General features: G+C 35.2%; 12 protein-coding genes and 3 tRNA genes. 2 read left to right on the top strand and 13 right to left on the bottom strand.

Translation table 11 applies throughout. The features are described 5' to 3' along the window. Positions 1-7: 7 nt before the first annotated feature. Complete coding sequence (locus tag V7719_RS17375) at positions 8-1,882, top strand: OmpA family protein (RefSeq protein WP_335731219.1); 1,875 nt, start codon at positions 8-10, stop codon at positions 1,880-1,882. A 172-nt stretch (positions 1,883-2,054) separates the two neighbouring features. Further along, positions 2,055-2,282 carry a (4Fe-4S)-binding protein gene (locus V7719_RS17370; protein WP_335731218.1) on the top strand — a complete coding sequence of 76 codons (228 nt, stop codon included), beginning with the start codon at positions 2,055-2,057 and terminating at the stop codon, positions 2,280-2,282. Positions 2,283-2,588: 306 nt separating this feature from the next. On the opposite strand, the gene V7719_RS17365 is transcribed toward V7719_RS17370, so the two are convergent. The 13 genes from V7719_RS17365 to V7719_RS17305 form a co-directional block, all read right to left on the bottom strand. After that, positions 2,589-2,903, bottom strand: a complete 315-nt coding sequence (locus V7719_RS17365) for a DUF3467 domain-containing protein (RefSeq protein ID WP_335731217.1) — start codon at positions 2,901-2,903, stop codon at positions 2,589-2,591. A 132-nt stretch (positions 2,904-3,035) separates the two neighbouring features. After that, entirely contained in the window at positions 3,036-7,337 is a 4,302-nt protein-coding gene (gene rpoC, locus V7719_RS17360) for a DNA-directed RNA polymerase subunit beta' (protein WP_335731216.1), read from the bottom strand. A gap of 77 nt (positions 7,338-7,414) precedes the next feature. Beyond that, on the bottom strand, positions 7,415-11,227 hold the full coding sequence (gene rpoB / locus V7719_RS17355; protein WP_335731215.1) for a DNA-directed RNA polymerase subunit beta: 3,813 nt from the start codon (positions 11,225-11,227) through the stop codon (positions 7,415-7,417). A 124-nt stretch (positions 11,228-11,351) separates the two neighbouring features. Then, a complete protein-coding gene (gene rplL / locus V7719_RS17350) occupies positions 11,352-11,726 on the bottom strand; it encodes a 50S ribosomal protein L7/L12 (protein WP_335731214.1) in 375 nt (124 codons plus the stop codon). 59 nt (positions 11,727-11,785) lie between these two features. Continuing rightward, complete coding sequence (gene rplJ / locus V7719_RS17345; RefSeq protein WP_335731213.1) at positions 11,786-12,307, bottom strand: 50S ribosomal protein L10; 522 nt, start codon at positions 12,305-12,307, stop codon at positions 11,786-11,788. A gap of 19 nt (positions 12,308-12,326) precedes the next feature. After that, positions 12,327-13,013, bottom strand: a complete 687-nt coding sequence (gene rplA, locus V7719_RS17340; protein ID WP_335731212.1) for a 50S ribosomal protein L1 — start codon at positions 13,011-13,013, stop codon at positions 12,327-12,329. 11 nt (positions 13,014-13,024) lie between these two features. After that, complete coding sequence (gene rplK, locus V7719_RS17335) at positions 13,025-13,465, bottom strand: 50S ribosomal protein L11 (RefSeq protein WP_335731211.1); 441 nt, start codon at positions 13,463-13,465, stop codon at positions 13,025-13,027. 73 nt (positions 13,466-13,538) lie between these two features. Then, positions 13,539-14,096, bottom strand: coding sequence for a transcription termination/antitermination protein NusG (gene nusG / locus V7719_RS17330; protein WP_335731210.1), 558 nt, complete (start codon positions 14,094-14,096; stop codon positions 13,539-13,541). 17 nt (positions 14,097-14,113) lie between these two features. Beyond that, positions 14,114-14,305 carry a preprotein translocase subunit SecE gene (gene secE, locus V7719_RS17325; protein WP_335731209.1) on the bottom strand — a complete coding sequence of 64 codons (192 nt, stop codon included), beginning with the start codon at positions 14,303-14,305 and terminating at the stop codon, positions 14,114-14,116. Between the two features lie 15 nt (positions 14,306-14,320). Beyond that, positions 14,321-14,393, bottom strand: a tRNA-Trp gene (locus V7719_RS17320). A gap of 63 nt (positions 14,394-14,456) precedes the next feature. After that, positions 14,457-15,644, bottom strand: a complete 1,188-nt coding sequence (gene tuf / locus V7719_RS17315; RefSeq protein WP_335731208.1) for an elongation factor Tu — start codon at positions 15,642-15,644, stop codon at positions 14,457-14,459. 59 nt (positions 15,645-15,703) lie between these two features. After that, a tRNA-Thr gene (locus V7719_RS17310) sits at positions 15,704-15,775 on the bottom strand. 85 nt (positions 15,776-15,860) lie between these two features. Further along, positions 15,861-15,933: transfer RNA gene (locus tag V7719_RS17305), tRNA-Gly, on the bottom strand. Positions 15,934-15,935: the final 2 nt, after the last annotated feature.

The following is a 15,935-nucleotide window of genomic DNA, read 5'->3' as shown; positions in this document are numbered from 1 at the left end:
ATTTAGTATGCAACTCAAAATTATTATATTAATTTCTCTTTGCCTTGGTAATTTTGCATTCGGTCAAAGTTCTAAAGCTAAAAAAGCCAATAAACTCTTTGCAGCCAAAGCTTATGTTAAAGCAGCTGAGTTGTATGAAGAGGTTCCTAAAAGTACTGAAGTCTTACAGAATCTTGGAGATTGCTACTACTTTAATGGATTTATGGATAAAGCATCGAATGTATATTTAAAAGCACTTGAAAATGAAAATATAAACCAATCGAACCACACCTATTTTAGATTTGCACATTCTTTATACGGAATCAATAAAATTCAGGAGGCAGATTCAATAATGTCTTTATTTAAATCATCAAAGGTCAATACTCTTAAATTAAAAAAAACGCTTAAAATAGGTGCTCCATTCACCTATACTGTTGATATGATTAATTCGGGAAACACTACTGGTGATTTTGCATTAAGTTACTATGGCGACAGAGTTACCTTTGCTTCATTGAGAAATCAAGGATCTAAAACTTACAAATGGAATGAACAACCGTATTTAGATATTTTTGTTGCCGACTATACAGAAGATGGAACTCTGGAAAACATAACCGCTTTATCAAGCACCATAAATACAAATACACACGAAAGTAATGCAGTCCTTAGTAAAGACGGGAAAACGCTTTATTTTTCAAGGACAAATAACAAACGCAACAAAATTAATGATCAAAAAATAGCTGTAATTAAGCTCTATAAGGCAACGTTGATCAAAGGGCTATGGGATAACGTCGAAGAATTACCGTTTTCTAGTGATTTTTATTCTGTTCTTCATCCTGCGTTGAATGACGATGATTCTAAATTATACTTTTCAAGTGACATGTCTGATGGATATGGATCTTTCGATATTTATTATGTCGATGTTTCTTCGGACGGTCAATATGGAGAACCAACAAACTTAGGTTCAACTATTAATACACCACATCGTGAGCAATTCCCTTTTATAAGTAAGGATTCCACTCTATATTTTGCTTCCGAAGGACTAATAGGTTTTGGAGGCTTAGATATTTTCATGTGTGAGCTAAAAAAGGACAATAACTCATTTGGCACTCCTCTTAATTTAGGAGAGAGCATAAACACAGGTAAAGATGATTTTTCTTTTGTAGTAAATTCTGACGAAAACACAGGATTTTTATCGTCCAATAGAAGCGGTAATGACAACCTATACCGATTCAATAGAGAAAAAAACGACAGAGAATTCATAGTTGAAGGTACTGTAAAAGATAAAAACAGTAAATTATTACTACCAAATACCATGATTACATTGTTTGATAATAACAATAAAGCAATAGATTCGATTAAGGTTGGTGAAGATGCTAGATTTAAATTCTATACCAAGCCCTTTAGCTCTTATAAAATAGAAGGGTTCAAACCTTTATACATACCAAATGCCACTAATTTTGATACTGACGACTCTGGTAAAATAGAGTTAGATATAGAGTTAGAATTAGAATCGTATGATGATGCCGAAGAAATAGTCGTAGAAAAAGACGGTTATGTTTTCATACAATTAGAGAATATTTATTTTGAATTGGACAAGTGGAATATCAAACCGCAAGCTGCCTCAACATTAAATATCCTGGTGGATTTAATGGAAAAATATCCAAGAATGGAAGTACAATTGAGTGCGCATACAGATACACGAAGCTCGTACGAGTATAATATGACGCTTTCAGATAATCGTGCTAAATCTGCAATGGAGTACATTATATCCAACGGTATTAGTCGATCTAGACTTACTTCTATAGGCTACGGCGAAACCCAATTACTGGTAAATTGTGGAGATGATTGTACAGAGGATGAGCATTCAATAAACAGAAGATGTGAATTTATAGTAACAAAGTAAATTCTAATCAATAATTATAGTATGACTCATAAATAACTTACCATTCATCTAATATTTCAGAATATATTTGTTTTTTATCGGTATTTTTATACCTTTAATCGGTAATTAAGTCACGATAACGTTTTAGTTGTCTAAATTTAAGTTAGATTCAAACCCCAAAATTGATCTACTCATGAAAACAAAACCTAATGTTTTCAGTAATAGCGATATTACTGTAACCTACAACCCGTGCCAATGCATCAACGCCGATCGTTGTGCAAAAGAACTTTCAAATGTATTCCGTCAATCTGTGATTCCCTGGATAGATTTAGATGGTGCATCCACAAAAAAAATCATCAAACAAGTCAAGAAGTGCCCTTCAGGTGCTTTACAATTTCATGTTAATCAAGAAGTGGCTTAAATGATTTTTGTTTTATTGAAATTGCTATACAATTTTCTTAAGAAAAAGTATATGCAAAGAGTTAAGCTAGCTAAAGTAGCTTAGACGCTTAAGTATCTAGAATACATCCTTTCTAAAAGAATTATAAAATAGTCAAGCCGACTAAATGCCCTACATTATTTCAATAAAAAAGCCTTTGAATAATTCAAAGGCTTTTTTTATGCTTGACCAGTTAGCCCAAAATTTAAAGGCATTAGTGGATGCTAGAAAAAAACAGTTAGAGCACCACAATAAATTCCCAAACAAATTTATGTTTTATCTATAACCTTAAGCCTGACCTGTAGGACCAAAGTTTAATGGCATTGGCGGTTGCTCATAATCTTTAATTTCACCATGTGCTTTTTCAAATCGCTTTACATTATCACCTAATGCTTTTAATAAACGTTTTGCGTGCTGAGGCGTTAATATAATTCTAGACTTCACCTTACTTTTAGGTGTTCCAGGCATTACACTAACAAAATCGACTACAAATTCTGAAACAGAATGATTAATAATCGCAAGGTTTGAATAGGTGCCTTCAGCAATTTTTTCATCCAGTTCAATATTTATCCCTGGTTTTTTGTTTTTATTTTCTTCTGCCATTGTAAACTTGTTTATGCCTCCGTGAAAACGAAAGACTAATTATTTATATATTATATTAAAAAAGCCTTCATACATATTAATGCGTGAAGGCTTTTATTTTTATAGATTCCTGCCTTCGCAGGAATGACAAATCTAATTGTAGTTCATTTCTTCTTTGACTTTCATCATCTCATTAAATTCCTCTTTAGAACCTACAATGATGTTATCAAATTTTCTAACACCAGTTCCAGCTGGAATTCTATGACCAACAATTACATTTTCTTTCAATCCTTCAAGATCATCAATCTTACCATTTACAGCAGCTTCGTTAAGAACCTTAGTGGTTTCCTGGAACGATGCAGCAGAGATAAACGATTTGGTCTGTAATGACGCTCTCGTAATACCTTGTAATATAGGAGTTGCAGTTGCTGGCTGAGCTTCACGCGCAGTTGCCAATGCTTTATCCTCTCTACGTAGTATCGAGTTTTCATCTCTTAATTCTCTTGATGTTAAGACTTGACCTTGTTTTAAGTTTTCAGAATCTCCCGCATCTTCAACCACTTTCAATCCGAAAATTTTATCGTTTTCTTCAATGAAATCTGATTTATGAACCAATTGATCTTCTAAGAAAATTGTATCACCAGAATCAATGATTCTTACTTTACGCATCATCTGTCTTACAACAACCTCAAAATGCTTATCATTAATCTTCACACCTTGTAGACGATATACTTCTTGTACTTCGTTTACCAAGTATTGCTGAACAGCAGCAGGACCTTTGATATTTAAAATATCATTAGGCGTAATAGAACCATCAGATAAAGGCATACCCGCTTTTACATAATCATTTTCTTGTACAAGAATTTGATTAGATAACTTCACTAAGTATTTCTTAACCTCACCAAGCTTAGACTCAATGATAATTTCACGGTTACCTCTTTTAATTTTCCCAAAGGAAACAACACCATCAATCGCACTTACAACAGCAGGATTAGAAGGGTTACGTGCTTCGAAAAGTTCAGTTACACGAGGTAAACCACCTGTAATATCACCTGCTTTAGCAGATTTACGAGGAATCTTAACTAAGATTTTACCAACCTTAATTTTCTCTCCATTGTCAATCATAAGGTGAGCTCCTACTGGTAAATTGTACGAACGTATTGTTTCTCCTTTAGCATCTTCGATATGAAGTGTAGGTATTAATTTCTTGTTTCTAGATTCAGAAATTACTTTCTCTTGGAAACCAGTTTGTTCATCAATTTCTACCTGATACGTCACACCTTGCTCGATGTTTTCATACTTCACTTTACCAGCAAATTCTGAAATAATTACACCGTTATATGGATCCCACTGACAAATAACATCTCCAGTTTTCACTTTATCACCTGGTTTAACGTAGATGAAAGATCCATAAGGAATATTATTTGTACTTAAAGTGATACCTGTTTTAGCATCTACTAATTTTAATTCTGAAGTACGAGAAATAACAACATCTACTGCTTTTCCGTCATTATCAGTACTCTTAACAATTTTAAGATCTTCAATCTCAGCGACACCATCAAACTTCACTGTTAATTTATTCTCTTCTGAAATGTTACCTGCAACACCACCAACGTGGAATGTACGTAAAGTAAGCTGTGTACCAGGTTCTCCAATTGATTGTGCAGCAACTACACCAACAGCTTCACCCCTTTGTACCATTTTACCTGTCGCCAAATTACGACCGTAACATTTAGAACAAATACCTTTTTTAGCTTCACAAGTTAATGCCGAACGGACTTCAACAGAGTCTAAAGGAGACGCCTGAATACGTTTTGCTACATCGTCATGAATATGACCACCTGCTTCTACTAATAACTCTTCAGTAATTGGATCAAACACATCATTCAATGACGTACGACCTACAATTCTAGCCTCAAGAGTTTCAATTATTTCTTCGTTTTTCTTTAAAGGTTTAACTTCAATACCTCTTAATGTTCCACAATCTTCAGTGTAGATAATAACATCTTGAGATACATCAACTAAACGACGCGTTAGGTAACCTGCATCTGCAGTTTTAAGTGCTGTATCGGCAAGACCCTTACGTGCACCGTGAGTAGAGATAAAGTAATCCAAAATTGAAAGACCTTCCTTAAAGTTAGAAAGAATTGGATTTTCAATAATTTCACCACCACCTGCATTAGACTTCTTAGGTTTCGCCATTAATCCACGCATACCTGTTAACTGACGAATCTGTTCTTTAGATCCACGAGCTCCAGAATCAAGCATCATAAACACCGAGTTAAACCCTTGTTGATCTTCGCGAATACGCTTCATAGACAACTCAGTTAATTCAGCATTTGTAGACGTCCAGATATCAATAACTTGGTTATAACGTTCGTTATTTGTGATTAATCCCATGTTATAGTTACCCTTAATACCATCAACTAAGGTGTTAGCCTTGTCAATCATACCTTGCTTTTCAGCAGGGATAATAATATCACCTAAACTGAACGATAGACCACCTTGGAATGCAAACTTATATCCTTGTGTTTTGATTTCATCTAAGAATGCAGCCGTTTCCGGTACACTAGTCTTTTTAAGAATACCATGTATAATATCTCTTAAGGACTTTTTAGTTAAAACTTCATTTATATATCCTGCTGCTGCTGGTACCTTTTCGTTGAAAAGTACACGACCAACAGTGGTTTCTATAATTTGAGTCGTTAACTCGCCTTCTTCATTGAAATCTTGAGTTCTTACTTTAATACCAGCGTTTAATTCTACTTTTTTCTCGTTGTAAGCAATAGTTACTTCTTCTGGAGAGTAAAATGTTAAGCCTTCACCAATAACTTTGTAATCATCAGTAGATATTCTGTGCTTAGTCATATAGTATAGACCAAGTACCATATCCTGAGAAGGTACAGTTACAGGAGCACCATTTGCTGGATTTAAGATATTATGAGACGCCAACATTAATAATTGACATTCCAAAATAGCTTCAGGTCCAAGTGGCAAGTGAACTGCCATCTGGTCACCATCAAAATCGGCATTAAATGCAGTACACACTAATGGGTGTAACTGAATTGCTTTCCCTTCAATTAATTTTGGTTGGAACGCTTGAATACCAAGTCTGTGTAATGTAGGCGCACGGTTTAGTAATACTGGGTGTCCTTTAAGGACATTCTCCAAGATATCCCAAACTACAGGCTCTTTTCTATCTATAATTTTCTTTGCAGATTTTACAGTTTTTACAATTCCTCTTTCAATTAGTTTTCTAATGATAAAAGGCTTGTAAAGTTCTGCTGCCATATCTTTAGGCAGTCCACATTCAAATAATTTTAATTCTGGTCCAACAACAATTACAGAACGTGCAGAGTAATCAACACGCTTACCTAGTAAGTTTTGACGGAAACGTCCTTGCTTACCTTTTAATGAATCTGATAAAGATTTTAATGGTCTGTTAGAATCCGTTTTTACTGCAGAAGCTTTACGTGTGTTATCAAATAATGAATCTACCGATTCTTGTAACATACGTTTCTCATTACGAAGAATTACTTCTGGCGCTTTGATTTCAACTAAACGCTTTAAACGGTTGTTACGAATAATAACACGACGATAAAGATCATTTAAATCTGATGTTGCAAAACGTCCACCATCTAAAGGCACTAATGGTCTTAATTCTGGCGGAATGATTGGAATAGCCTTCATGATCATCCACTCTGGTCTATTCTCTCTGTTTTTATTAGAATCTCTAAACGCTTCAACAACTTGTAAACGCTTTAACGCTTCAGTTTTACGTTGTTTAGAGGTTTCAGTATTTGCTTTGTGACGTAATTCAAAAGATAATTCGTTTAAGTCGATTCTTGATAATAAATCGATTAAACATTCAGCTCCCATTTTAGCGATAAACTTATTTGGGTCTGTATCATCCAAATGTCTGTTTTCCTGCGGAAGACCTTCCAAAATAACTAGGTACTCTTCTTCAGTTAAGAAATCCATTTTTTGTAATGGTTCTCCTTCAGCATTTTTTGATTCACCTGGTTGGATAACTACATATCTTTCGTAGTAGATTATCATATCTAAACGCTTAGATGGTAAACCTAGTAAATATCCTATTTTGTTTGGTAAAGAACGGAAGTACCAGATGTGAGCAACAGGCACAACAAGGTTGATGTGTCCTACGCGATCACGACGTACTTTCTTTTCTGTTACTTCAACACCACAACGGTCACAAACGATACCTTTGTAACGTATTCTTTTATATTTACCACAAGCACATTCGAAATCCTTTACAGGACCAAAAATACGCTCACAGAATAAACCATCACGTTCTGGTTTATGTGTTCGATAATTAATAGTTTCTGGTTTTAATACTTCCCCACGAGATGCTCCCAAAACAGATTCTGGAGATGCTAAACCAATTGAAATTTTACTAAATCTCTGTATTGTATTCTTATCTTGTCTTCTTGCCATAATAACTTTATAGTCTTAAGTCTTCAATTTTCAGTATACTGTTTAAAATGTATACCGAAAATTGCCAACTATTTTTTTTATTCTTCTAATCTAATATCTAATCCTAATCCTTTCAATTCGTGCATAAGTACGTTGAACGATTCAGGTAGTCCTGGTTCTGGCATTGGCTCTCCTTTTACGATTGCTTCGTAAGTTTTAGCTCTACCTATAACATCATCAGATTTTACTGTTAAGATCTCACGTAATGTTGCCGATGCTCCATACGCCTCAAGTGCCCAAACTTCCATCTCACCAAAACGCTGACCACCAAATTGTGCTTTACCACCTAAAGGTTGTTGCGTAATTAATGAATATGGTCCAATTGAACGTGCATGCATCTTATCGTCAATCATATGGCCTAACTTAATCATATAAATCACACCTACTGTTGCTGGTTGATCGAAACGATCTCCTGTTCCACCATCATATAAGTATGTATGACCAAATCTTGGAACACCAGCTTCGTCTGTAAACTCATTGATTTGATCTAGAGTTGCACCATCAAAAATTGGAGTCGCATATTTACGACCTAATTTTTGTCCTGCCCAACCAAGAACCGTTTCATAAATCTGTCCGATGTTCATACGAGATGGTACACCTAATGGATTTAATACGATATCAACAGGCGTTCCATCTTCTAAGAATGGCATATCCTCTTGACGAACGATACGTGCAACAATACCTTTGTTACCATGACGTCCTGCCATTTTATCACCAACTTTTAGTTTACGTTTTTTAGCAACATAAACCTTAGCTAATTTGATAATACCTGCTGGTAACTCATCACCTACAGATATAGTAAACTTCTCACGACGTAATGATCCTTGAAGGTCATTTTCTTTAATCTTATAGTTGTGGATTAAATCTGCAACTAACGAATTTAAATGATTGTCGGCAGTCCAAACTCCTGAAGTTAAATGCGTATAATCATCAACAGAGTTTAACATCTTAAGTGTATATTTCTTCCCTTTAGGAATAATTTCTTCACCTAAGTCATTATAGATACCTTGAGCCGTTTTACCATTTACAAGAGCGAATAATTTTTCAACTAAAACTACTTGTAAATCATCAAACTTCTGGTAGTAGATATTTTCTAATGTTTCAATATCTTCTTTATCTTTTGCTCTCTTACGTTTGTCTTTGATTGCTCTAGAGAATAATTTTTTCTCAATAACAACACCATGTAATGAAGGCGATGCTTTTAAAGACGCATCTTTTACATCACCTGCTTTATCACCAAAAATGGCACGTAATAATTTTTCTTCTGGTGTAGGATCCGATTCTCCTTTTGGTGTAATCTTACCAATTAGAATATCTCCTGGTTTGATTTCTGCACCAATTCTAATCATACCATTTTCATCAAGGTCTTTTGTAGCCTCTTCAGAAACGTTAGGAATATCATTAGTTAGCTCTTCGTTACCTAATTTGGTATCTCTAACTTCTAATGAATACTCATCAATATGAATAGATGTAAATATATCGTCACGAACTACTTTTTCTGAGATTACAATCGCATCCTCAAAGTTGTAACCTTTCCATGGCATAAATGCCACTTTCATGTTACGACCTAATGCTAATTCTCCTTTTTCAGTAGCATAACCTTCACAAAGCACCTGTCCCTTAGCAACCTTATCACCTTTTACAACGATTGGTTTTAAGTTGATAGACGTACCTTGATTTGTCTTACGGAATTTTACTAATGGATATGTTTTGGTATCACTATCAAAACTAACCATTCCAGCTTCTTCCGAACGTTCGTATTTTATTGTTACTTCGTTTGCATCAACGTACTCAACAGTTCCATTTCCTTCAGCATTGATTAATACTCTAGAATCTGAAGCTACTTGACGCTCAAGACCTGTTCCAACGATAGGTGATTGCGGACGCAATAATGGTACAGCTTGACGCATCATGTTAGATCCCATCAATGCACGGTTGGCATCATCATGCTCTAAGAACGGAATCAAAGATGCAGAAATAGATGCAATCTGGTTTGGTGCAACATCTGTATAATTTACAGTTGAAGGTTCCACTACTGGGAAATCACCTTCTTGACGTGCAATAATCTTATCCTCTAAGATTTTACCATTCTCATCAACACGTATATTCGCTTGAGCGATTAACATATCTTCTTCTTCCTCTGCACTTAGATATATTGGTTCATTCTTAATATCTACAACACCATTCTCTGATTTTCTATAAGGTGTTTCAATGAATCCCATTGAATTCACTTTAGCATAAACAGATAGGGATGAAATTAATCCAATGTTTGGTCCTTCAGGAGTTTCAATTGGACATAATCTTCCGTAGTGTGTATAGTGAACATCACGAACCTCAAATCCTGCTCTTTCTCTAGATAAACCTCCAGGTCCTAAAGCCGACAAACGACGTTTGTGCGTTATCTCTGCTAATGGATTGGTTTGATCCATAAACTGAGATAATTGATTTGTTCCGAAGAAAGAATTAATAACTGACGACAAGGTCTTGGCATTAATTAAATCAATCGGTGTAAATACCTCGTTATCACGAACGTTCATACGTTCACGGATTGTACGAGCCATACGTGCTAAACCAACACCAAACTGAGAAGATAATTGCTCACCTACTGTACGTACACGACGGTTAGATAAGTGATCAATATCATCAATTTCAGCTTTAGAATTGATTAACTCAATTAAGTATTTAATGATCGTTATGATATCTTCTTTAGTAAGCACTTGCTTATCCATTCCAATATCTAACTGTAATTTTTTGTTCATTCTGTAACGACCTACTTCACCTAAAGAGTAACGTTGGTCTGAGAAGAATAATTTATCAATAATACCACGTGCTGTTTCCTCATCTGGCGGCTCAGCATTACGTAATTGACGGTAGATGTGCTCAACAGCTTCTTTTTCAGAGTTTGTTGGATCTTTCTGTAATGTATTGTGAATAATTGCGTAATCTCCTTGTTGAGATGTTTCTTTGTGTAAAAGAATAGTTTTTACACCAGCCTCAAGGATTTCTTCAATATTATCTTTATCTATAACTGTATCACGATCTAATACAATTTCGTTACGTTCGATAGATACCACTTCTCCAGTATCTTCATCAACGAAATCTTCATGCCATGTATTTAATACACGAGCGGCAAGTTTACGATCGATAACTTTTTTAAGTCCAGATTTTGACACTTTAACTTCTTCAGCAAGGTCAAAAATCTCTAAAATATCTTTATCACGCTCAAAACCAATAGCTCTAAATAAAGTTGTTACAGGTAACTTTTTCTTTCTATCAATGTAAGCGTACATCACTTGGTTGATATCTGTAGCGAATTCAATCCAAGACCCTTTGAAAGGAATAACTCTTGCAGAGTACAATTTAGTACCGTTTGCATGGAATGATTGACTAAAGAATACCCCTGGAGATCTGTGTAATTGAGAAACAACAACACGCTCTGCACCATTGATACAGAAAGTCCCACTAGGAGTCATATAAGGGATAGTCCCTAAATATACATCTTGAACAATCGTCTCAAAGTCTTCATGTTCTGGATCTGTACAATACAATTTTAGACGTGCTTTTAAAGGCACACTGTATGTAAGTCCTCTTTCGATACATTCTTCAATTGAATATCTTGGTGGATCGATAAAATAATCCAAAAATTCTAATACGAATTGATTACGCGTATCTGTAATTGGAAAGTTCTCCATGAAGGTATTGTAGAGTCCTTCATTTCCTCTTTCTTCTGATTTTGTCTCCAACTGGAAAAAATCCTGAAAGGATTTAATTTGAATATCCAAGAAATCCGGATACTCAGTTCTGTTTACTATAGAAGAGAAATTTAATCTTTCAGCTGTATTTGCTAACATCGATGAACGAGATTTTGATTAAAAAAATAACTTTTTTATTGTGTACCTTTTTTATACACAAAAGGGTTTAGGTCATTCCGAGTATTTCGGAAGACCTAAACCATAATTTGTAGGTTTGTTAAGCTTACTTAAGCTCAACCTCTGCTCCTGCTTCCTCTAATTGAGTTTTTAGAGCTTCAGCTTCATCTTTAGTAACACCTTCTTTGATAGCACTTGGTGCATCATCAACTAAACCTTTAGCTTCTTTTAATCCTAAACCAGTTAATTCTTTAACTAATTTTACAACTGCTAATTTAGAACCACCTGCTGCCTTAAGGATTACATCGAATTCCGTTTTCTCTTCAGCTGCGTCTCCACCTGCGTCTCCACCTGCTGCTGCTACTACTGCTGCTGCTGCTGGTTCGATACCGTATTCGTCTTTTAATATTGTAGCTAATTCATTAACTTCTTTTACTGTTAAATTAACTAATTGTTCTGCGAAATCTTTTAAATCTGCCATTTTCTATCGTTTTAATAATTTTAATAAAATATAATTTGTTTAAGTGCGTACTTATTTGATTATCCTTCTTTTTCGGATAATGTTTTGAGGATACCTGCTATTGTTCCACCACCTGATTTAAGCGCTGAAATAACATTCTTAGCTGGCGATTGTAACAATCCAATGATGTCTCCAATCAACTCTTCTTTAGACTTGATATCAACTAACATGTCTAATTGATCGTCTCCAAGGTAAACAGCCTCTTCAATAAAAGCTCCTTTAAGCAAAGGCTTTTCAGATTTTTTACGGAAGTTCTTAATTACTTTAGCTGGAGCATTACCAGTTTCAGAATACATTACAGAGGTATTACCCTTTAAAACTGTAGGAAGTTCTCCGAAATCTCTATCAGAAGCTTCCATAGCTTTACTTAATAATGTGTTTTTTACTACGTTTAATTGAACGTCTGCTTTGTAACAAGCACGACGTAAATCTGAGGTGCTACCTGCATTTAATCCTGAGATATCTGTTAAATAGATATTAGCATTATCTGCCAACTGAGCAGTTAACTCTTCAATTACTTGTGATTTTTCTTCTCTTGTCATAATAATAAAGATTTAACTCTTATGCGAATTTAACATCAATTGCAATACTTGGGCTCATTGTACTAGACATGAATACACTTTTCATGTATATACCTTTTGCAGCAGTTGGTCTCAATTTATTTAAAGTGGTTAACAATTCCATTGCATTTTCCTCTAGTTTTTCAGCACTAAATGATGCTTTTCCTATTGGAGCATGTACAATTCCTGTTTTATCAACTTTAAAATCGATTTTACCAGCTTTAACTTCGGTTACTGCTTTAGCAACATCCATAGTAACTGTTCCTGTCTTTGGGTTTGGCATAAGTCCTCTTGGACCTAATACTCTACCTAACGGACCTAATTTACCCATGATAGCTGGCATAGTAACGATAACGTCAACATCTGTCCAACCACCTTTGATTTTTTCTAGGTACTCATCTAATCCTACGTAGTCTGCTCCTGCAGCTTTAGCTTCCTCTTCTTTGTCTGGAGTAACTAATGCAAGAACTTTCATGTCTTTACCTGTTCCATGTGGAAGAGAAACAACTCCTCTTACCATCTGATTAGCTTTACGAGGATCAACTCCAAGTCTTACTGCTAAATCAACAGAGGCATCAAATTTTGTATACGTAATCTCCTTTAATAGTACTGAAGCTTCTTTGACAGAATATAATTTATTCTTCTCTACTTTTGCTAGAGCTTCTTTTTTGTTTTTTGTAATTGCCATTTCAAAAATTTTTAGTTAGGTGCTTCTCCACCTTTAACTGTGATTCCCATTGATCTTGCAGTTCCTGCAATCATCTTCATTGCAGAGCCTACATTAAATGCATTTAAATCTTGCATTTTGTCTTCTGCAATAGCTTTCACTTGATCCCAAGTTACTTTTGCTACTTTCTTTCTGTTCGGTTCACCAGATCCTTTTTTTACTTTGGCCGCTTCCAATAATTGTACCGCAGCTGGAGGAGTTTTGATAACAAAGTCGAAAGACTTGTCTTTGTAAACTGAAATTACAACTGGAAGAACTTTACCAGGCTTATCCTGAGTTCTAGCGTTGAATTGCTTACAAAATTCCATGATATTAACTCCAGCAGCTCCTAAAGCGGGTCCAACCGGTGGCGACGGATTCGCTGCACCTCCCCGAACTTGTAATTTAACTACTTTACCTAATTCTTTTGCCATTTTAAAAATTTTAGTTTTGTACATCTTTATTGTGGAAGCAAGAAAGACATACTATCTATATGTGTAACAATTATTATACTTTATCAACTTGCATATAACTTAATTCTAATGGTGTTTTTCTTCCGAAAATTTTCACCATCACTTCAAGTTTACGCTTTTCTTCATTTATCTTTTCGACAGTTCCATCAAATCCATTGAATGGCCCATCGATAACTTTTACTGTTTCACCAATCGTGTAAGGTATTGCCATATTAGAATCGGCTTCAACAGATAACTCATCTACTTTACCTAACATTCTATTGACCTCAGATTGTCTTAATGGAACAGGATCTCCTCCTTTTGTTTCTCCTAAAAAACCAATTACATTAGTAATAGATTTAATGATATGAGGAATCTCACCACTTAAGTTTGCCTGAATCATAATATAACCTGGAAAATAAACACGTTCTTTATTTATTTTTTTTCCTTTACGAATCTGGATAACTTTTTCCGTTGGAACTAATACTTGGTCAACATAATCTTCTAAACCTAATCTCGAAATTTCATTCTCGATATAAGCTTTGATTTTGTTTTCCTGACCACTTACAGCTCTAACAACGTACCACTTTTTATTTACATTAGTCTCAGACATCTTTCAGTTATTTCTAGTTAAATTAAATTAAAGTATGCCTTAATCACTTTACTAAAAACAGTATCAACACCCCAAATAGCTAATGAGAATATGATTGAAAATACAGCTACTAACACGGTTAAACTTTGCCCTTCAGCCAATGTTGGCCATGAGACATGATTCTTTAACTCGCCAAACGATTCTTTTATATAATTTAATATTCCTGCCATTTGATTTATAATTTGCACGGGTTGAGAGACTCGAACTCCCGACACCTGGTTTTGGAGACCAGTGCTCTACCAACTGAGCTAAACCCGTAAATATAAATCAAGGCGTTCCGACAAATCGGAACACCTTAATTAATATTTATATGTTAAATATTTAGTCTAAAATTTCAGTAACCTGACCTGCACCTACTGTTCTACCACCTTCACGGATTGCGAAACGTAAACCAACGTTCATTGCAATTGGTTGAATTAATTCAACTATAATAGTAAGGTTATCTCCAGGCATTACCATTTCAACTCCATCAGGAAGCGCAATGTTTCCAGTTACATCAGTAGTACGTACGTAAAACTGTGGACGGTAGTTATTATGAAATGGAGTGTGACGTCCACCTTCTTCTTTTTTAAGAACGTAAACCTCAGCTTTAAATTTAGCATGTGGTGTTACAGAACCTGGCTTACAAATAACCATACCTCTAGAGATTTGAGATTTCTCAATACCTCTTAATAAGATACCTGCATTATCTCCAGCTTCTCCTCTGTCAAGAATTTGACGGAACATTTCAATACCAGTAACAGTAGATGTTAATTTCTCAGCACCCATACCAATGATCTCAACTGGATCACCTGTATTAGCAACACCAGTTTCGATACGACCTGTAGCAACAGTTCCACGACCAGTAATTGAGAATACATCTTCAATAGGCATTAAGAATGGCTTGTCAACTTCACGTAATGGTTCTTCTATCCAGCTATCAACAGCTTCCATTAATTCCATCACTGAATCTACCCATTTTTGTTCACCGTTAAGTGCACCTAAAGCAGAACCGGCAATTACAGGACCATTATCACCATCATACTCGTAGAATGATAACAACTCTCTGATTTCCATTTCAACTAATTCTAATAACTCATCATCATCAACCATATCCACTTTATTCATGAATACAACCATACGAGGAATTCCTACCTGACGTCCTAATAAGATATGCTCACGAGTTTGTGGCATTGGACCATCTGTAGCAGCTACAACTAAAATAGCACCATCCATTTGAGCAGCACCAGTAACCATGTTCTTTACGTAATCGGCGTGACCAGGACAGTCAACGTGTGCGTAGTGACGATTTTTAGTTGCATATTCAACGTGTGATGTATTAATTGTAATACCTCTTTCTTTCTCCTCTGGAGCATTATCAATTTGATCAAATGATAGTGCATTTGATAAACCTGCATCAGCTAATACTTTAGTAATAGCAGCAGTTAAAGTTGTTTTACCGTGATCTACGTGTCCAATAGTACCTATGTTAAGGTGCGGTTTTGAACGATCGAAAGTTGCCTTTGCCATGTTTAATTTATTTAATCTTATTTATATTAGTGTTCAATTTAATTCTATACAAAAAAAAGAGCCAATGACGAGATTTGAACTCGTGACCTCTTCCTTACCAAGGAAACGCTCTACCCCTGAGCTACACCGGCTTTAAGGTTGTATTGATTGATTTAAATATCAAATCAAAACGTTAACTCAAGATAAATTAAACTAAAAATTTTTAGTTTAATTTAGAGCGAGAGACCGGGTTCGAACCGGCGACATTCAGCTTGGAAGGCTGACGCTCTACCAACTGAGCTACTCTCGCAT

The sequence above is a fragment of the Psychroserpens sp. genome, assembly GCF_036960315.1.
GTDB lineage: Bacteria > Bacteroidota > Bacteroidia > Flavobacteriales > Flavobacteriaceae > Psychroserpens.
The sequence above is the reverse complement of the archived record's forward strand: the minus strand, read 5'-3'. Positions and strand labels throughout refer to the sequence as shown.

Coding starts and splice junctions, on each gene's coding strand:
- rpoB (WP_335731215.1), bottom strand. CDS start 11,227: ATGTTAGCAAATACAGCTGAAAGATTAAATTTCTCTTCTATAGTAAAC.
- tuf (WP_335731208.1), bottom strand. CDS start 15,644: ATGGCAAAGGCAACTTTCGATCGTTCAAAACCGCACCTTAACATAGGT.
- V7719_RS17375 (WP_335731219.1), top strand. CDS start 8: ATGCAACTCAAAATTATTATATTAATTTCTCTTTGCCTTGGTAATTTT.
- V7719_RS17365 (WP_335731217.1), bottom strand. CDS start 2,903: ATGGCAGAAGAAAATAAAAACAAAAAACCAGGGATAAATATTGAACTG.
- V7719_RS17370 (WP_335731218.1), top strand. CDS start 2,055: ATGAAAACAAAACCTAATGTTTTCAGTAATAGCGATATTACTGTAACC.
- rpoC (WP_335731216.1), bottom strand. CDS start 7,337: ATGGCAAGAAGACAAGATAAGAATACAATACAGAGATTTAGTAAAATT.
- rplL (WP_335731214.1), bottom strand. CDS start 11,726: ATGGCAGATTTAAAAGATTTCGCAGAACAATTAGTTAATTTAACAGTA.
- rplA (WP_335731212.1), bottom strand. CDS start 13,013: ATGGCAATTACAAAAAACAAAAAAGAAGCTCTAGCAAAAGTAGAGAAG.
- rplK (WP_335731211.1), bottom strand. CDS start 13,465: ATGGCAAAAGAATTAGGTAAAGTAGTTAAATTACAAGTTCGGGGAGGT.
- secE (WP_335731209.1), bottom strand. CDS start 14,305: ATGGCAGGAATATTAAATTATATAAAAGAATCGTTTGGCGAGTTAAAG.
- rplJ (WP_335731213.1), bottom strand. CDS start 12,307: ATGACAAGAGAAGAAAAATCACAAGTAATTGAAGAGTTAACTGCTCAG.
- nusG (WP_335731210.1), bottom strand. CDS start 14,096: ATGTCTGAGACTAATGTAAATAAAAAGTGGTACGTTGTTAGAGCTGTA.